At 40.2% G+C, this 18985-nt stretch carries 18 protein-coding genes; 10 read left to right on the top strand and 8 right to left on the bottom strand.

The annotated features are described in order from the left end of the window. Positions 1-6 precede the first annotated feature (6 nt). Positions 7-330, bottom strand: a complete 324-nt coding sequence (locus ABJN95_RS08910) for a hypothetical protein (protein WP_348370032.1) — start codon at positions 328-330, stop codon at positions 7-9. Between the two features lie 288 nt (positions 331-618). Here ABJN95_RS08910 and ABJN95_RS08905 point away from each other — a divergent pair, with 288 nt between their 5' ends. The 4 genes from ABJN95_RS08905 (at position 619) to ABJN95_RS08890 (ending at position 4867) form a co-directional block, all read left to right on the top strand. Continuing rightward, a complete protein-coding gene (locus tag ABJN95_RS08905) occupies positions 619-777 on the top strand; it encodes a DUF5522 domain-containing protein (RefSeq protein WP_348370031.1) in 159 nt (52 codons plus the stop codon). Between the two features lie 79 nt (positions 778-856). Beyond that, positions 857-1432 carry a DUF4136 domain-containing protein gene (locus ABJN95_RS08900; protein ID WP_348370030.1) on the top strand — a complete coding sequence of 192 codons (576 nt, stop codon included), beginning with the start codon at positions 857-859 and terminating at the stop codon, positions 1430-1432. A gap of 235 nt (positions 1433-1667) precedes the next feature. Beyond that, on the top strand, positions 1668-3419 hold the full coding sequence (locus ABJN95_RS08895) for an aromatic amino acid hydroxylase (protein WP_348370029.1): 1752 nt from the start codon (positions 1668-1670) through the stop codon (positions 3417-3419). A gap of 173 nt (positions 3420-3592) precedes the next feature. Beyond that, complete coding sequence (locus ABJN95_RS08890; protein WP_348370028.1) at positions 3593-4867, top strand: acetylxylan esterase; 1275 nt, start codon at positions 3593-3595, stop codon at positions 4865-4867. On the opposite strand, the gene ABJN95_RS08885 is transcribed toward ABJN95_RS08890, so the two are convergent. Continuing rightward, complete coding sequence (locus ABJN95_RS08885; RefSeq protein ID WP_348370027.1) at positions 4857-5468, bottom strand: DUF4230 domain-containing protein; 612 nt, start codon at positions 5466-5468, stop codon at positions 4857-4859. The two genes, ABJN95_RS08890 and ABJN95_RS08885, sit on opposite strands and share 11 nt — an antisense overlap. A gap of 139 nt (positions 5469-5607) precedes the next feature. Further along, a complete protein-coding gene (locus tag ABJN95_RS08880; protein WP_348370026.1) occupies positions 5608-6576 on the bottom strand; it encodes a GSCFA domain-containing protein in 969 nt (322 codons plus the stop codon). 147 nt (positions 6577-6723) lie between these two features. On the opposite strand from ABJN95_RS08880, the gene ABJN95_RS08875 reads away from it, so the two are divergent. Next, entirely contained in the window at positions 6724-7545 is an 822-nt protein-coding gene (locus ABJN95_RS08875; RefSeq protein WP_348370025.1) for a dienelactone hydrolase family protein, read from the top strand. Between the two features lie 59 nt (positions 7546-7604). Here ABJN95_RS08875 and alaS read toward each other — a convergent pair whose 3' ends face one another. Continuing rightward, complete coding sequence (gene alaS / locus ABJN95_RS08870; protein WP_348370024.1) at positions 7605-10232, bottom strand: alanine--tRNA ligase; 2628 nt, start codon at positions 10230-10232, stop codon at positions 7605-7607. A 99-nt stretch (positions 10233-10331) separates the two neighbouring features. On the opposite strand from alaS, the gene ABJN95_RS08865 reads away from it, so the two are divergent. From ABJN95_RS08865 to ABJN95_RS08845, 5 genes are read left to right on the top strand one after another with little or no spacing between them, the layout of a single operon-like run. Then, entirely contained in the window at positions 10332-11309 is a 978-nt protein-coding gene (locus tag ABJN95_RS08865; protein ID WP_348370023.1) for a M23 family metallopeptidase, read from the top strand. After that, positions 11309-11638 (top strand): MerR family transcriptional regulator, encoded by a 330-nt coding sequence (locus tag ABJN95_RS08860; RefSeq protein WP_348370022.1) that lies wholly within the window; start codon positions 11309-11311, stop codon positions 11636-11638. The genes ABJN95_RS08865 and ABJN95_RS08860 overlap by 1 nt, the downstream gene beginning before the upstream one ends. 56 nt (positions 11639-11694) lie before the next feature. After that, entirely contained in the window at positions 11695-12294 is a 600-nt protein-coding gene (locus ABJN95_RS08855; protein WP_348370021.1) for a LemA family protein, read from the top strand. 9 nt (positions 12295-12303) lie between these two features. After that, a complete protein-coding gene (locus tag ABJN95_RS08850) occupies positions 12304-12741 on the top strand; it encodes a TPM domain-containing protein (RefSeq protein ID WP_348370020.1) in 438 nt (145 codons plus the stop codon). Beyond that, complete coding sequence (locus ABJN95_RS08845) at positions 12722-13516, top strand: TPM domain-containing protein (protein ID WP_348370019.1); 795 nt, start codon at positions 12722-12724, stop codon at positions 13514-13516. The genes ABJN95_RS08850 and ABJN95_RS08845 overlap by 20 nt, the downstream gene beginning before the upstream one ends. Positions 13517-13592: 76 nt before the next feature. On the opposite strand, the gene der is transcribed toward ABJN95_RS08845, so the two are convergent. The 4 genes from der to ABJN95_RS08825 form a co-directional block, all read right to left on the bottom strand. After that, positions 13593-14897: a ribosome biogenesis GTPase Der gene (gene der / locus ABJN95_RS08840; RefSeq protein ID WP_348370018.1), complete on the bottom strand. Its 1305-nt coding sequence runs from the start codon at positions 14895-14897 to the stop codon at positions 13593-13595. Positions 14898-15071: 174 nt separating this feature from the next. Further along, positions 15072-16592, bottom strand: a complete 1521-nt coding sequence (locus ABJN95_RS08835) for a choice-of-anchor I family protein (RefSeq protein ID WP_348370017.1) — start codon at positions 16590-16592, stop codon at positions 15072-15074. Between the two features lie 108 nt (positions 16593-16700). Further along, positions 16701-17585, bottom strand: coding sequence for a GTPase Era (era, locus tag ABJN95_RS08830; protein ID WP_348370016.1), 885 nt, complete (start codon positions 17583-17585; stop codon positions 16701-16703). Continuing rightward, positions 17572-18936 carry an amino acid carrier protein gene (locus tag ABJN95_RS08825; protein ID WP_348370015.1) on the bottom strand — a complete coding sequence of 455 codons (1365 nt, stop codon included), beginning with the start codon at positions 18934-18936 and terminating at the stop codon, positions 17572-17574. The genes era and ABJN95_RS08825 overlap by 14 nt, the downstream gene beginning before the upstream one ends. Positions 18937-18985: the final 49 nt, after the last annotated feature.

The raw sequence follows: 18985 nt of genomic DNA, 5'->3' as shown, positions 1-18985 counted from the left end.
AAAGCTTCAAAGATACTTTATAAAGCTAAAAACCTTTCGTTCGTTCGGGTAATTCAAATTGTGCTCATTGTGATAGGCTTCTTGTTCGAAACTGATATTCTGGTAACCTCGATAAAAGCTAAGAAGCCAAAGACTGCGCAACAACCATTCAGAAACATACCATATATAAAAGGGAAGTATCAACAATTCAAGCTGTTGCTTCAAATGAATCTTTTCATGATTGATCAATACGCTATCTGCTTTTAAAGAATCGTTCTTTAAGATGATAAAAGGCCAAAAAGACAAGCCAACGTAGTTCTTATAAAAGAGATGTTTAAAGACTAATATCATAGATTGATAGTAAAACGTCTACCTAACAAAGTTAATTGTTAAAACGTCATCGAGAAACATAACTCCATTATATTGCCAACAATTGTATTTTTTCGTTAAAATCCTATTAAAAGCCTATAAAGTGTATAATTCGAGCTTGTTTACCCTGTGTTATCAACAAAAAATCTCCTAATTTAGCTATAGAAGGGCTGTATGATCCACGCTATTCGCTAAGCACTTTTTTTACTTATTAAAAGAAGTGGCCCAAAAAGAAAATCACAATTGCGCGATTAGTGATTTGCCAAAATTATGAAAGAAATCATTCCTATTGAAGAAGGAGATTTTTATTGGTCAGAAGAAGGATATCGTGTTTTTACAAGGCAATATCATTTAAAAAGAGGCTATTGCTGTGAAAGTGGATGTAGACATTGCCCATATGGGTATGACCCAAAAACCAATACACAGTAGCGATTTTTCACTATTGTTCGGCATGGTTTTTGATACTTTTTAAAAGATTAAACTTGACGAATTCCAAAAAATAGTTGTTATGAAAAAATTGAAACTTCTCGCACTTCCATTATTTGTATTGCTCTTTTTAAGTTCTTGTACCTCTGTTCGTGTTTTGTCTGACTATGACAAAGACACTGACTTTAAGTCGTACAAATCTTATGCGTTTTACAAAACAGGAATAGACAAAGCCCAAATTTCCGATTTGGACAAAAAACGAATTTTAAGAGCCATAGAAACCGAAATGGGAACCAGAGGTTTTGTCAAATCTCAAAACCCAGACATTTTGGTAAGCATATTCACCAAAGAACGTGAACAGGTAGACGTTTACAACAACAACTTCGGCTGGGGCGGCTGGGGCGGCTGGGGCTGGGGTTGGGGCTGGGGTGGTTTCGGTCCAGGTTGGGGCTGGGGCGGCAGCAATGTCAGTACACGCACAGAAGGCTCACTATATATCGATCTGATAGACGCTAAGAACAAAGAATTGGTGTGGCAAGGTAAGGGTGAAGGAACGCTAAGCAACACCAAAAACATAGAAAAGAAAGAAATGCGTATTAAAGAATTTGTTGCGGAAATATTGACGCAATATCCACCAAACGCTGTGGCTTCGAATTAAGTCTCTCAAAGATTCGTCTTTGCCTTGAGTCATACGTAAGCTAGGTACTTCAAAATTTATAGAAACGAAGCAATTTGTAATCCTTCAAATAGGGTTAAACAAATTGCTTCGTTTTGTTTATATAATTCGAACCAATGCTTTTTGTTACTTCGCGTTTGACCTTTAGCAATTAACAGTTTTCAAACAAGACAAACTTTTGATTTTCGTAACTTTACTACCAGAAAAACGAAGATAGGTGTCGTACGAAAGCAATCCCATACTAGACAAGCTCCCAGAGCATTTGAAGCAATTCATAAAACCTCAAGACTATAGCGATTATACCGCCATTGATCAAGCGGTTTGGCGTTATGTGATGCGTAAAAATGTGGACTACCTCAGTAGGGTCGCACATAAATCATATGTTGAAGGCTTACAAAAAACGGGCATTGCGGTAGACCATATTCCAAATATGTACGGCATGAACCGAATTCTACAAGAAATTGGTTGGGCTGCGGTTGCTGTTGATGGGTTTATTCCTCCTTCTGCCTTTATGGAATTTCAAGCCTATAATGTGTTGGTAATTGCATCTGATATTCGTCAATTGGAACATATTGAATATACCCCGGCACCAGATATCATTCATGAAGGGGCTGGTCATGCACCGATTATTGCAAATCCTGAATATGCGGAGTATTTAAGGCGTTTTGGTGAAATTGGTTGTAAAGCGATTTCGAATGCCAAAGATTTTGAACTCTATGAGGCCGTTCGGCATCTATCAATCATCAAGGAGGCACATGGCACTCCTCAGGCTGAAATTGACCAGGCAGAAGCACATATAGAAGATTTGCAAAACAATATGGGTGAGCCCAGCGAAATCGCACTTATCAGAAACTTACATTGGTGGACTGTTGAGTACGGACTGATTGGCACTGTTGAAGATCCTAAGATTTACGGCGCTGGGCTCCTGTCCTCTATAGGCGAAAGCGCTTGGTGTATGACCGATGAAGTACGAAAAATACCCTATTCAATTGCCGCTGCCCATACTGCTTTCGATATTACCCAACCACAACCCCAGCTCTTTGTAACTCCTGATTTTGCTTTTCTTAGCCAAGTTTTGGAAGAATTTGCAAATGAAATGGCGGTACGAAAGGGAGGGTTAAGTGGCATTCAAAAACTTATAAACTCAAAAGAACTAGGTACTATTGAACTCAGCACAGGGCTCCAAATTTCCGGGAATTTTGATCAGGTACTTGAATTTAAAGGGAAGCCTGTGTTCTTTCAAACCACTGGCGCGACCGCCCTATCGTATCGTGAAAAAGAACTGGTAGGTCATAGCACAGCACACCATCATGACGGGTTTGGCAGCCCCATGGGAAAACTAAAGGGCATTAATTTGGCCATTGAGGATATGAGCCCAAGAGACTTAAAAGCCTATAATATCTTCGAGGGGCAAACCATCAGCCTAGAATTTGAAGGAGGCATCAAAATATCGGGAGAAATCATTACTGGAACCAGAAACCTAAAGGGTGAAATTATCCTAATAACATTCCGCAATTGTACCGTTAGGCACAAGAAAAAAGTCATTTTCAAATCTGATGACAGCTTGTACAGCATGGCGGTTGGCGAGCATATTGTTTCAGCCTACAACGGTCCGGCAGATCTTAAGAGTTTCAATCTCATTACCCACGAAATAGCCTCAACTACAATAAAAACCGAACTGTCTCCAGTAAGAAAACGATTGGAGAACTATTATCGTCAGGTGCGAGAATTTCGTGAGGGAATCAATACCACCATCTCGCGTCACAAGGTTTTTGAACAGATCGCAGAAGAATTTCCAGACGATTGGTTATTGTCAGTTGAACTGTACGAATTGGCAAAAAACAATGGCGATGCTGATTTTGCCCAAGAAATCGAAGCCCATTTGGAAACCGTGAAGTTGAACAATCCGAAGGTGGGCCATTTGATCGATGATGGATTGCAATTGATCAACACCAGTTTTGTTGCTTAAACTCCCCCCATTTTACGATTCAAGATTGAGCATTGCGCTTTGGTCTGAGACCTGCATGACCTGGAGAAACCATTTGCACTAGTTGTTTAGGGTATGATTACCAAATATGCATTGAATCGAAATGGTTAATTGTTAGAAAAACAGTACTTTAACTTTACTTAAATTCGTTTTGTATGAAAACGGCAGTTCATTTTTCAATCTTTCTTTTTGTATGTACTATGTCATTCGCTCAATTTGATACCAATTATGAAGAAAGCCAAGTTCGAGAATTTAACCTACCCAATCCGCTAACAACCTTTGCTGGCGAAAAGATCTCTAACATCTCAGAGTGGTCCGAAAAAAGACGCCCAGAGCTTTTCGAATTCTTTGAAAACCAGGTTTACGGTAAAGTGCCCGGCAAGCTAGATAGTGCCTCTTTTAAACTTTTGGAAGAAAATGAAAATGCCTTAAATGGCAAGGCAAGGAGAAAACAAGTGGAAGTTACTCTTAGCAAAAACGAAAAATCAATCCGCTTTACGATTCTGATGTTTTTACCGAAAAAATCTTCGGCTACTCCTATTTTTTTAGGTTATAATTTCTTTGGAAATCATACGATAACCAATGATGCAAACGTAATCGTATCTGAAGCCTGGGCGATGAATAGCGAAGAAATGCATATCAGCGATCATCGTCTAACAGAAGCATCACGCGGTCTGAGGGGACACAGGTGGGCAATTGAGAAAATTTTGGAGGGCGGTTTCGGATTGGCTACAATATACTACGGAGAAATTGACCCAGACAAATACGACCTAAGCGATGGTCTTCATGAGTTATTTTATGAGAAGAGACAAGAGCGACCCAAGAATAATGAATGGGGCAGCTTGGCAGCCTGGGCCTTTGGATATAGTAGCGCTTTAGATTATTTTGAACAAGACAGAGACGTAGACCCAACTAAGGTTGTTGTCTTTGGTCATTCTCGTTTGGGTAAGGCAGCCTTATGGGCGGGAGCCAGTGATCAAAGATTCGCAGGGGTAATTAGTAATGCTTCCGGATGTGGAGGGGCAGCACTGTCGAAACGACGGTTTGGGGAAACCATCAATGTTATTAATACTAGTTTTCCACATTGGTTTTGCCGTAATTTCAAAAAGTATAACAATAACGAAGAAGCCTTGGCAGTCGACCAACATCAGCTCTTGACCTTAATAGCACCGACACCAGTATATGTAGCGAGCGCTCAAGACGATCAATGGGCTGACCCTAAAGGTGAGTTTCTTTCTGCCTACCATGCATCCACAGTATACGCGCTTTTTAATAAGAAAGGGATTGCAACAAATCAGATGCCCGAACTGCACACTCCAATTCATACTGCTGTTGGGTATCACATTCGCGCAGGAAAACACGACGTCACTGATTACGATTGGGAACAATATATCAAATGGGCAAATGAGGTTTTAGAACTCAATCAATGATTCTAAGTTCACCCATGGTAGCTATAGGACGATCGCCATACACTAGTTTCCAGCCCATAGAATGGGTAAGCACATAGAATTTCGACAATTCACTGATCAAGCGATTTTCAGCATTGGCCTTTAAAGATGATACCTCCACCTTTTTTAGTAAAGAGGCATTCACATTTTTCTTGATTGTATTGTAGTCAGAAGCTTCAAAAGGATTTAGGTAATCAGCGGTGACATCGTAATACTCAAAATCAGGATTGATCTTGATTTCCGATTTTGGAATGCTTTTTATATGAAGGGTTTTGTTCACCTCATCTACTTCAAATTCGATTTTGCTTAAATCATAGGCCACGGTGACCTCTGCATTTACAACCACCAAAGCCTTTTTATCAGCAGTAATTAATGGCCCAAATAATTCTTGTGAATCCTTATAATTGTATACTTCGGCAAAATGACCTTCGGTTACAACGAGTTTACTAACGTTGGAAATTTGCTGTTGAATGAGCATTGAATTTTCTTGAAGGATAGATTTTTCTTTCTTGTCTTCCGAACAGGAACGGAAGATCAAGATGCCGGTTAAGAGGAGGATGATTGCTATTAATATTTTTTTCATTTCGTATACTCTTACAATACGTATTTGTGAGCGTTTCAGCCAAGCAATCTACCTATTGACCATTCCAAAGTTACAGATTACTTGGTGGTATCTCACCTTTAAGTTCTTCGTATTTTAGTGTCGCTACTCAGATATACGATCAGAATTTGATATTAGGATACTCCCCTTGAAGATACGTGATTTTCTTTTCGAGCGACTCCATAAAAGATTGATGCTGTTCAGATTCAGGATGAAAAGGTCGGTGTTGCATGCCTTTTTGAATAGCATCTACTTCTGCCATGGTGCGATGAGCAGTTGACGAAATCCACACGGTAACAAATTTTTCCCAGATATAGTCAATGGCCAACTGGTTTGGATGCATCATATCTGACGCGTAGAAACGATAGTCACGGAGTTCATCCATCTGGAGCTCATAAGAAGGAAAATAGGCCTCTTGACAGCGTTCTCCCTTAGAGAGGGTTTTAATTGCGCAGTGTACGGCGGCAATTAAATGTGCTTTGCTTCTTTGGTTTTCTACAAAACCATCTTTTAGGTGTCGCACGGGTGAAACCGTAAAAACAAATTGGATGGTATTGTTAAGCGCTTTAACTCTTTTTATAGTGGCTTCGAGACTATGCTTTATCTCATCAACAGAAAGCAATTCTTTGGAAAAATCTTTTTGAGGCAGTTTATGACAATTCGCAACTAGGGTGTTCGTGTCTATTTTTCGATACACCCAAGCTGTGCCTAAGGTGATCAAAATGTGGCTTGCCCTTGCAATTTGTTGCTTCGTATGTTGCAAGCCTAAATTCAGTTTTTCAAGCAATCCTGCTTTCGATCGATCACTTAAATCAGAATGTGCATCAAAACAATACCATCTTTCATTCAAGAAGAAAACATCTTTTTCAGTATAATATTCTGCTGTTGTAGCTTTTGAAATTAACTTTTCAATTGCCAAGGGATGAAATAAGATTCCAAATGGGTTCTGAAGTGTTTGAAATTTGAAATACTCCAATTTTTTACCCATATTTTGGGCAAAGCAAGAACCTAAAATCAATAACTGACTTTGATAGTTGATTTGACTACCCCCTTCAGGAATAGGAATAGGGATTTGGGTTTGAAGTTTCATACTGTTTTACAAGATGTAGCACAAAATACGAACTAAACTTCGTACTAAGGCAAAGGTGAAAACCAACATTCTATTTAAATTAACAATTTTCGGTTGTCGATCGAAAAAGATTTATAGTATATTACCCATGGTGATTACGTACAGGATATGAGAAATAGGCAAAAAGCTATGTTGTTATTTATGGCCCTAATTGGATGCATTTTGGGGTGTAGTGATAGTTTTTTAGATTCAGAAGACGCTCCTGCTCCTGAGACTATTAATTTTCCACCTTTGACCATCGAAGAAATAGACAGGGATTTTTCTGAACTTACCATAAATACAGGTATAAATGACTTTTCATTACCAATTGCAAATAATCAAACCTGGGATTTTAGACTGATTGCTCCAGAACTCAATGGCGATGAACTAGTTCCACTTTTTGTTAATCTTCACGGAGGGGCCTTAACCCCTAGAGATGATGCACATAAGGGAACGGCTTGTTTGATCGAACCAGCAATCGAAGGTATGAAAGCCTATATTTTAAGTCCTAATGCTAACGGACTCTTGTGGTATGATGTAGCAAACGAATCGCAGGTGGTAAATCTCGTTAATTTTGCAATCAAACACCTCAAGGTTGATCCAAAAAGAGTTGTTGTAGTAGGGTATAGTGATGGGGGAAATGGAAGTTGGTTTTTTTCTGATACGCATCCTGAGCTTTTTTCCGCGGGTATTCCAATGGCAACGGCCTATGGCCTTCGGTATGAAAATGGGATTCTCCAAAAAACCGAGATTCCATTGTACGTCATTCAGGGCGAATTGGATACGCTATTCCCTTATACCAATACCGAATCGGCCGTAGAACTTTCGGTAGCTACAGGAAGCGATATCACCTTGATAAAAGCTATTGGTTTAGGGCACTCTGTTCCATGTGAATATTTACCCTATTTAAAAGACGCCATGGTATGGTTGAATGATTACGTTTGGCAATAGGCAAACGTCAAAACAATACTACAACCTTTGTTGAAACTGACCAATTCGACTACGAAGTTCTAATTTAAATAGTGCCTCGCCTGCGCCAAAGCTTCTGTGATACCATCAGGGTTCTTACCCCCAGCGGTAGCATAGAAGGGTTGACCTCCTCCTCCACCTTGAATGTATTTTCCTAATTCACGAACAATAGTTCCTGCATTTAGGTTTTTGGACGTCACCAGTTGTTTGGAAATATAGCACGAAAGCAAAGCCTTACCATTTTGCTCGGTTGCGAAGAGCAGAAAGAGATTGTCTTTGTTGCTTCCCAATTCGAAGGAGAGATCTTTGATACCGGCAGCGTCTAAATCAACTTTTTTAGCTAAAAATTGAACCCCATTCACTTCTTCCAATTGATTGGCCAATTCTCCTTTCAAATTTTTCGTCTTATCCTTTAGAAACTGTTCGACCTCTTTTTTCAATTTCGCATTTTCTTCTTGCAAAGCCGTAACAGCCTTTAGCGGATCTTGGGCGTTATTTAAAGCATCTTTAATCTCAAAGAGCATTCTGTTATTCTCAAAATAAAAATCCTTAACGGCGTCGAAGGTGATTGCCTCAATTCTTCTGATTCCTGCAGCAACGGCACCTTCAGATTTGATTTTAAAATGCCAGAGATCAGCTGTATTCTTCACATGGGTTCCTCCACAAAGTTCGATAGATTGTCCGAAGCGAACGGTTCTAACGGCATCTCCGTATTTCTCTCCGAAAAGCGCCATGGCTCCTGCTGCCAAAGCTTCTTCCATAGGAACGCTTCTGTTTTCTTCAAAAGGAAGCTGCCCTGCTATTCTGGCATTCACAAAATTTTCAACGGCACGAAGCTCTTCCACCGTCAATTTAGAAAAGTGAGAGAAATCGAATCGTAGATATTTGGAGTGTACCGCAGAGCCTTTTTGTTCTACATGCGTACCAAGAACTTCGCGCAATGCCTGATGTAACAAATGCGTAGCTGTGTGATTCGCTTCTGTACGTTGGCGTTGTTTTTTATCAACTACCGCTTTGAACCTGCCATTAATTTTTTTCGGTAAGTTTTTGGTAAAATGAACAATCTCGTTATTCTCTTTTTTGGTGTCAACGATGTAAACTACATCTCCATCAGAAGCTTCCAAATAGCCCTTATCGCCTACTTGGCCACCGCCTTCAGCATAAAAAGGTGTCAAATTGAAAACCATTTGATATTGTTCACCGTCTTTCTTGGAGCTAATCTTGCGGTATTTAACCAAATTCACATTTGCTTCCAACAGGTCATACCCTACAAACTCCTGCTCTAGGTCGTCGGTCAGAATGGTCCAGTCTTCTTTTGAGGTGGCCGAGGCAGATTTAGAACGATCTTTCTGTTCCTGCATAGCTTTTTCAAAACCCTCTTCATCTAAAGTATACCCTTTCTCGCCAAGTATCAAGGCCGTCAAATCGATCGGGAACCCGTAAGTGTCATAGAGTTCAAAGGCCTTTCTACCATCAACTTCTTTCCCGCTTGTTTTTGAAATAATACTATCTAAAAGCACCAGGCCTTGTTCTAGTGTATTTAAAAAGGAATGCTCTTCCTCCTTAATGACATTCTCGATAAGTTGTCTTTGTTGCTTTAGCTCTGGAAAAGCATCTCCCATCGTATCAGACAGCACATTTACCAAGCGATACATAAAGGGTCGCTTGGTATCTAGAAATGTGAATCCGTAGCGGATGGCTCTCCTCAAAATTCTCCGAATTACGTAGCCTGCACCCGTATTACTCGGTAACTGGCCGTCAGCTATGGCAAAGGATACGGCTCGAATATGGTCTGCGATTACACGAATCGCGATATCGATTTCCTCCCCAGCGCCTTCGACATTTCCGTACTTCGAGTTGGTAATGGTTTCGATTTCTCTTATGATGGGAGTAAAAACATCGGTATCGTAGTTGGATTCTACACCTTGCAAGGCCATACAGAGGCGTTCGAAGCCCATGCCGGTGTCCACATGTTTTGCCGGCAGTGACTCGAGTATTCCATCGGCCTTACGATTGTACTGCATGAAAACCAGATTCCATATTTCGACCACCAGCGGATGGTCGGCATTAACCAATGAAGCTCCTGCAACCTTAGCCTTTTCTTCTGCAGAGCGAATATCTACATGAATCTCAGAACATGGGCCGCAAGGGCCTTGATCACCCATTTCCCAGAAATTATCCTTCTTATTGCCCATGATAATGCGATCATCGGGCACAATAGTTTTCCACAAATCAAAGGCCTCTGTATCCATTTTCAAGTTATCAGCATCATCGCTTCCCTCAAAAACAGAAACATAGAGACTGTTCTTATCAATTTTACACACTTCAGTTAGAAATTCCCAAGCCCATTGAATAGCCTCTTTTTTGAAGTAATCTCCAAAACTCCAATTACCAAGCATTTCGAACATGGTATGGTGGTACGTATCTTTTCCCACCTCTTCCAAATCATTATGTTTTCCGCTTACTCGAAGGCATTTTTGAGAATCTGCAATGCGCGGGTTTTTGGCAACAGTATTTCCAAGAAAGAATTCTTTAAATTGATTCATTCCCGCATTGGTAAACATCAAGGTAGGATCGTCTTTGATAACCATGGGCGCGGAAGGCACAATTTTGTGGCCTTTTTCCTTAAAAAAGTCTAAGAATTGATTCCTGATCTCTTTGGAAGTCATATAAAATGGTAAGTTTTACAAATTTTAACTATTTATACAAAACAATTTTTATATTTGTTTGTTCTGTAAAATAGACACAAAAATAGGTAAAATACATTCATGTCTAAAGTAAAGTACTATTACGATCCTGATACGCTCTCGTACCGTAAGATAGAGCCGAAGAAATCAAGACGTTACCGGAATATCGCTCTCTTCATCGCGGGTTCTGCTTTATTTGGGCTATTTTCTTTGATTCTATTATTGAATACCAATATGGTAAACACACCTCGTGAACTTTCTTTAAATCGCGAAGTCAAAAACTATGAATTGCAGTTTGAGTTGCTGGATAAAAAAATGCAGCAAATAGAGGAAGTTCTGGCCAATATTGAGGATCGCGATAATAATATTTACCGTTTGTATTTTGAAGCCAACCCTATACCTGAAGAACAACGTCGTGCAGGTTTCGGCGGTATTAATAGATATAAGTCTTTGGAAGGGTTCAACAATTCTGAAATGGTGATTGCCACAACCAAACGCTTAGATATTATTAAAAAACAAATGGCTATACAGTCTAAGTCGCTAGAAGAAATTGCCCTGTTAGCCAAGGAAAAAGAAAAACTCTTAGCCGCTATACCGGCTATTCAGCCTATAAACAATTCAGAATTGACCCGAATGGCCTCAGGCTATGGTTATCGTTCTGACCCTTTTACCAAGGCGCGTAAAATGCACCGCGGCATGGACTTTACAGCACCACGAGGTACTCCCATTTATGCCTCTGGAGATGGTAAAGTCACTAGGGCCGATAATAACTCTTCTGGTTACGGAAAACACATACGTATTGACCATGGCTATGGCTATATGAGCCTTTATGCGCATCTGAGCAAGTACAATGTAAATAAGGGTCAAAAAGTGAAACGCGGAGATCTTATTGGTTTTGTGGGAAGCACAGGGCGTTCGGAAGCACCGCATCTGCACTACGAGGTTTTTAAAGACAAAGAACGAATCAATCCTATCAATTTCTACTACGGAAGTTTATCCTTGAAGGAATTTGAAAATATGCTGAAATACGCAAATCAAGAAAACCAATCTCTCGATTGATGCATATAGAGCTGCCTGAAAAACGATATTACGGCATCGGCGAAGTCGCCAAAGCCTTTGGAGTAAATACCTCCTTGATACGTTTTTGGGAAAAAGAATTCGACGCGCTTAAGCCGAAGAAGAATGCCAAAGGCAATCGAAAATTTACTCCCGAAGACATCAAAAATCTGCAGCTTATCTACCACCTCGTCAAAGAAAGAGGCTTTACCTTAGAAGGAGCAAAAATCCACTTAAAGGAAAATAAAAAAAAGACGCTTGATAATTTTGAAATTATTGCCAAATTAGAGCGTATCAAGATGGAGCTTACCAAAATCAAAGAACAACTCTAGGTTGGTTCCTGTAACATTCTGCATTCATTTAACACTAACCTATAAAACACTATATCATGAAAAGAGGATTAATTATTTTAATAGTTCTTGGCGTAATAGCATTCGGACTTTACCAATGGGGAGTTGGTTTTAACAACACAGCAGTTGAATTTGAAGCAAATGCTAAAACTGCTTGGTCGAACGTCGAAAGTTCATATCAACGCAGAAACGATCTCATTGGCAATTTGGTCAAGACCGTTCAGGGTGCCGCAGATTTCGAAAAAGGAACGCTTAAAGAAGTCATTGAAGCCAGGGCAAAGGCTACTTCAACCAACATTGACGCCAACAACTTGACAGCTGAAAACATGGCCGCATTTCAACAGGCTCAAAGTGGACTCACCGGAGCGCTCAGCAAATTAATGGTCGTAGTGGAGCGTTATCCTGAATTAAAGGCAAATCAGAACTTCTTGGAACTGCAAGCGCAATTGGAGGGCACTGAGAATCGTATTAATGTTGCCCGTGACCGTTTTAATGAGCAGGTGAATATATATGATATTCATACCACCAAATTTCCAGGTAAACTTCTTGCTGGTCTATTCGGTTTTGAAGAAATGGCACGCTACAAAGCAGACCCCAGATCCGAAAATGCACCGGATGTGGAGTTTGATTTCAACTAATTCCACTACATGTCGCGCGTAGAACAATTTTTATCGGATGATGAAGAACAAGAAATTGTTCAAGCAATTCTTGAAGCCGAAAAAAATACATCTGGTGAAATTCGAGTACATATCGAATCACATACCCGATTAGCTCATTTTGACCGGGCCAAAGAGGTATTTCATGTATTGAAAATGGATAATACCAAAGACGCAAACGGTGTACTTATATACGTTGCTGTCAACGATAAGAAATTTGTCATTTATGGAGACAAAGGTATCGACAAAGTCGTACCTGAACAGTTTTGGGAGGCAACCAGAGACGTCATTCAAACCCATTTCAAAAGCGGCAATTATCAAAAAGGCATCGTGGCCGGCATTCAAAGTGCGGGTAAAGAGTTAGAAAGTCACTTTCCATGGAAGCATGGAGACCAAAATGAGTTGAGCGATGAAGTATCTAAGGGTTAATCTTCTTGTCGCGCTTCTATGGTGTTGTGGCTTTGCCTTTGCTCAGTTTCAGATTCCTGAAAAACCCAAAAAGCAAACGGGGGTTTACGATTACATTGATCTATTGGCGACGAGCCAAGTAAAGACTTTGGAAAAAAAGCTGACGCGGTACGCTGATAGTACTTCTACCCAAATTGTTATTGCTATTGTTAGTTCTACTGGAGGAGAAAACATCAACTACCTCGGTGCACAATGGGGGCAAAAATGGGGTATTGGACAGGCCAATGAAGATAACGGAATCTTAATTCTACTTGCAAAAGACGACCGCAGAATCGCCATCAACACCGGCTACGGCATTGAAGAATTCTTGACCGATGCGCTATCTAAAAGAATCATCGAAAATGTGATAGTGCCAGAATTCAAACAAAATAATTACTACAGAGGACTTGACAAAGGTACTGATGTCATTTTTCAGGTGTTAAATGGAGAATTCAAAGAAGAACGAACTTTTGAAAGCGACCAAGACTTTCCTTTAAGCAACGTTCTTCCCTTCATCATTTTTATTGTCATTTTGATCATCCTATCGAGTCGCAATCGCAGAAATGGCGGTCGCAATGGTGGAAAACGTTCAAGAGGGCTAGACCTATGGGATATCATCATTCTTAGCAATATGGGGAGAAGCGGAGGTTCACGAGGTGGATTCGGCGGCGGCGGATTTGGCGGTGGCTCTGGAGGTTTTGGAGGCGGTTTTGGAGGCGGTGGCTTTGGAGGCGGTGGTGCTTCGGGGGGATGGTAGTCTCAGTACGCCCTTGTTAGTTGGTCGTTGATACTAACGTCTACTTTTAACGCTTCACTACGAACTACTAACAAACCTACTTCTTACGCATAAAAATGGAAATCGGAACTCCTGAAAAATCAAAATTCTCCCGCAGCTGATTTTCCAAATAACGCTTATAGGGTTCTCGTACATATTGCGGTAAATTACAATAGAAAGCAAATTGCGGATAGGGTGTGGGCAATTGCATACAAAATTTGATTTTTATAAACTTTCCCTTATATGCCGGTGGTGGATAGTTTTCAATAATCGGCAACATGGTATCATTGAACTTGCTTGTCGGTATTTTTCTACTCCTATTTTCGTAGACCTGTACGGCAGTTTCAATTGCCTTGAAAATACGTTGCTTGGTCAACACTGAAATAAACAAAATCGGAACGTCGACAAAAGGTTCAATCGCTTGCTTTATGCGCTGCGTATACTGTTTCATGGTATTGGTTTCTTTGTCTTCAACCAAATCCCATTTGTTGACCAGAATTACAATACCCTTGTTGTTGCGTTGGGCCAACCAAAAAATATTCGCTACCTGCCCGTCAAAGCCTCGTGTGGCATCGACCAAGAGCAAACATACATCAGCATGCTCAATAGCGCGTACAGAGCGCATTACCGAGTAAAACTCCAAATCTTCTTTGACCTTGGCCTTTCGGCGTATTCCGGCAGTATCTACCAGGTTAAATTCAAATCCGAAGCGGTTGTACTTTGTATCGATACTATCACGTGTTGTACCTGCAATATCAGTTACGATATACCTTTCTTCTCCTATGAGTGCATTGATAAAGGATGATTTACCCGCATTGGGTCTTCCGACCACCGCAAATCGGGGCAATTCACTTTCTTCGGTATCCGTTTCAGGAAGCACATCAACCAAAGCATCTAATAGCTCTCCTGTACCGCTTCCGTTTATACTTGAAAGTGTGTAATATTCGCCTAATCCCAGGGAATAAAATTCCACAGCATCTTCAGCCCGTTTGGCATTATCAACTTTGTTTACTGCCAAAAAGCACGGTTTATTTACTCTTCTAAGGAGCTTCGCAACGTCTTCATCCATTCCGGTTACACCCGATTCGACATCAACCATAAAAATGATGGCATCTGCTTCCTCGATTGCCAATTCGACCTGTTTATCTATTTCCTGTTCAAAAATATCGTCGCTACCCAAGACATAGCCACCGGTATCTATAAGTGAAAATTCCTTGCCGTTCCATTCACTTTTACCATAGTGTCGATCACGGGTAACCCCGCTGACGGCATCAACTATGGCTTCCCTACGTTGGATTAGTCTATTAAAAAAAGTAGATTTCCCAACATTTGGCCTTCCTACAATGGCTACAATAGCACTCATACCTTTTATTTTTGGAGGTGCAAAAGTACTTCTATTTTCTTGAAATTAAGTGCTTTAAAATTAAGAACTATCCTGAGACAAAAAATGAAAATTCAATAATAGATGCTAAAACGAAAACCCCAGATTTCAAAATTCGAAATCTGGGGTTTAAAAAAGTTGAAAAAGTGGGGTTAATTATTTAATCTCGTATATTGAAATTGTATTGGAAACTTCATGCGTAAGTATGACTAAATTTTCTCCTGTGGGAGACTCACTTGCCGGAATTGCCAACAAACCTTCTGGTCCGACGTCTGTAGGGTCTACAATCCATTCCAAAAATTCAGGGCTATGTGGATTGCTAATGTCGTAGATCATGGCGCCCCCTGTGCGTTCAAGGCCAACAAATAGTAGTGTAGAACCGTCTACTTTAAGGGTAGTAACGGCTTCAGGTTCTGCTCCTTTATCATCACTTCGGCCATCAGCTTCACCCTCGTCATTATTAAATAAAGCAGGATTAATCTCAAATGTTTTCATGCCTATTTGATCACCACTATCGTAAACTACATTTCCAGAGGTATTCCAAATCGTGAACGAACGACCCCCGTACCCATATATTTGGTCAAAATAGCCGTCTCCATCGAAATCACCATTTGCAGTTGTTGTTTTCAATCTACCTAAATTTTCATCTTCTTGTAATTCTTCCGCATTAGGAAAAATGTCAGGATCTAACATCAAATCTTTGACACGTACCTCTTCGGAGTATCCGTCATAATCTCTGGCATCGCCTTCATTTGCGGAAATTATATAGCCGGTTCCATCAATTTTAGCATATGTAATGGCATCAGGATGGTAGTAACTTAATACGGGCCAGTTTTGGAAATTACCTAAAATATCATCCCTATTACTGGCATCCATGGTATTGCCTGTTTTTGAAAAGTCTTTAGTTCCTAAGCCAAAAACTTGGGTGATGGTCATTGCTTCTAAATCGACAACCGCCATACCGTTGTTCTCTTGCAAGGAAACATAGGCGTATTTGCTATCATCGCTAATGGCAACATATTCAGGTTCCACATCTTGAGAAAGTGTTGCGTTCGGCCCAAAAATTCTAAAATCGTTACCCACCATTGTTCCGTTGAAATTGCCAAAATACAGGGTATTTGTTTCCGATTTTTCCAAGTCAACGACCGTTATCGTTCCTTCAGGATCAACGGTATAATCGTCATTGGGTTCTCCTTCATTCGCAGCTACAAGGTATTTGCCATTTGGGCTAAAGCTTACCATATCGGGTAGCGCACCTGCATGATAAGTGTGCTGTAAGGTCATCGTCTCGGTATCGTAGGTGGCAATGACACCATTGGCTTGTTTATCAGCATTTTCAATAGCCACGGCCAAAAGGCCGTCATGCACATCAACGCTATTGGGAGTACTTGATAAGGGAATGGATGAAAGCTTGGTAGCAGATGTTGGGTTCGAAATATCCCAAACGGAAATCTCATCTTCATTTGGGTTAACTATAAACAACTTTTTGGTTTTGTCATCGTAAGCACTTATTTCGGCAAAACCCTCATCACCTGATCCGTTTGAAAAGGTGGCGATTTTAGAAAATTTGAGTTCTGAAGGCGGCTTGATAGGATCACCTACGAAGTCATCTATCAATTCACAGGAGCTCAAAAAAGTGGTAATGGCAATCGCTAAAGCGAGGTAATTTTTTTTCATCTTTCAATTGGTTTTTAGTAAACCCAAAGATGAACTTCTCGCTTAAATCAAAAGTTATTTAAAAAATAATCTAAGTTTAGCTTAACAAAAAGATAAGGTTATGAAGGTTTAGTTATTGTAACCAAATCGTTTTAATTGTCTTGTGTTACTGCGCCAGTTTTTGTTCACTTTTACGTAAAGCTCTAAGTGCACTTGTTTTCCAAAAAACTTTTCAAGGTCTTTTCTCGCCTCCACCCCTACTCGCTTTAGAGCGCTTCCTTTATGGCCAATGATAATTCCTTTTTGTGAATCGCGTTCCACCATGATCACGGCGCGCATGCGAATAATATCTTCATCTTCAAAAAATTCTTCGGTATCAATTTCAACTGCATATGGAATCTCTTTTTTGTAATGAATAAGGATTTTCTCGCGGATAGTTTCATTGACAAAAAATCGCTCGGGTTTATCTGTCAATTGGTCTTTTGGATAATAAGCGGGAGCTTCAGGTAGTAGTTCAACAATGCGTTCAAATACATTCTTGACATTGAAGTTTGAAAGGGCCGAAATGGGGTGCAATTCTACTTTAGGAAGCAATTCTTGCCAGTATTGCACTTGTTCTTCAAGCAACTCTTGAGTCGTGGTGTCGACCTTATTTAGTAATAGCAAAACCGGAATCTTACTATTTTTTATTTTTTCGAAAAAGGCTTCATCTTTTAGGGCCTTTTCACCTATTTCAACCATATACAGCAATACATCAGCATCTTCAAAGGCCGATTTAACGAAATTCATCATTGAAGACTGCAATTCGTAGGCGGGCTTGATAATTCCTGGGGTATCGGATAATATCAATTGAAAATCGTCTCCATTAACAATACCTAAGATACGATGTCTTGTAGTCTGGGCCTTAGAGGTTATAATCGACAGTTTCTCACCTACAAAAGCATTCATCAAGGTAGACTTACCTACATTGGGGTTGCCGATGATGTTTACGAAACCTGCTTTATGCTTTGTCATTCTTCAACTTTTTAAAATATTCCTTAGCTGCCGTGTTTACTTTTGGAGCCAGCAAAAGTACGGCAATCATATTCGGAATTACCATTAAAGCATAGGATAAATCTATAAGGTTTTTGACGAGTTCTAAAGAAGCAACAGCAGCAAAAATTATCATTGCGACAAAATAGACATTGTATAATTTTCCGATTTTTGCATTGGTCAAAAAAGACAAACTTTTTACACCATAGTACGAATAGGTGAATAGGGTAGACAAAGCAAATGCAGAGACAATAATCATCAATAAATCATCGCCAAAGCCAAACAGCGTGGTTTCAAAGGCAGATAGCGTCATAACAATTCCGCTTGAATCTTCTAAGTAAGCACCGCTTAAAATGATTACCACTGCCGTAAACGTACAAACCAAAATCGTATCGATAAACGGGCCCAACATAGCCACCAGACCTTCTTTAATAGGGTTATCAGTTTTTGATTGCCCATGATACATAGGAGCACTACCCAAACCAGCTTCATTAGAAAACATTGCTCTGCGAACGCCAATGATCACCAAGCCCCAAAAACCACCAGTGACGATTGTTTTAAAATTCCAAGCTTCTGTAATTATCATTTTAAGAGCAGGGAGTATTTGAGAAGCATTCAAGGCCATAACCACAATAACGGCAATCAAATAAATCGCGACCATAAAAGGTACTAAGGCCGAGGCAACCTTGGCAATACTTTTCAATCCTCCAAAAATCACAAATGATGTAATTATGGCGAGTACTATTCCAATAGTTAACTTCCAACTAAAATCACTCATGGCGACAATAGTATTAGACGGCTCTACAACACTCATAAAAGTCTCAGTAAACTGATTTGCCGTAAATACCCCAAGAAATCCGAAGAGTCCGCAAACTGCAAAGAAAATAGCGAGGGGTCTGGCTTTCTCGCCCAAGCCCTTTGTAATGTAGTACATAGGACCACCTTGCAGATTGCCTTCCGAATCGGTTCCGCGGTACATAACCGAAAGGCTACACGAGTAGAATTTGATACACATGCCTATCAAAGCGGTAACCCATATCCAAAAAATCACCCCAGGCCCACCATCGTGAATAGCAATTGCTACTCCCGAAATATTACCCAAACCTACCGTTGCAGCCACCGCTGCTGAGAGGGCTTGAAAAGAACTCACATCGCCTTTGGCATTCTTGTCATCATACTTACCAGCTGTAATAGCAATGGCATGACCAAAGAAGCGATAGGGTAAAAACTTAGAATAAAATACTAGAAAAAGCCCGCCTATAATAAGCAGAATAAACATAGGCCACTCAGTATAGGGCAGAGCTCCCGAAATAAAATCGTTGATTGCTTCCATAGAAAAGTATAAGACCGAAGGTATGGATTTTAAGTTTTTTCGAGCCTGA

Origin of the sequence: Maribacter sp. (genome assembly GCF_039974175.1) — a bacterium.
GTDB lineage: Bacteria > Bacteroidota > Bacteroidia > Flavobacteriales > Flavobacteriaceae > Maribacter_C.
This window is presented reverse-complemented; position numbering and strand designations above follow the sequence as displayed.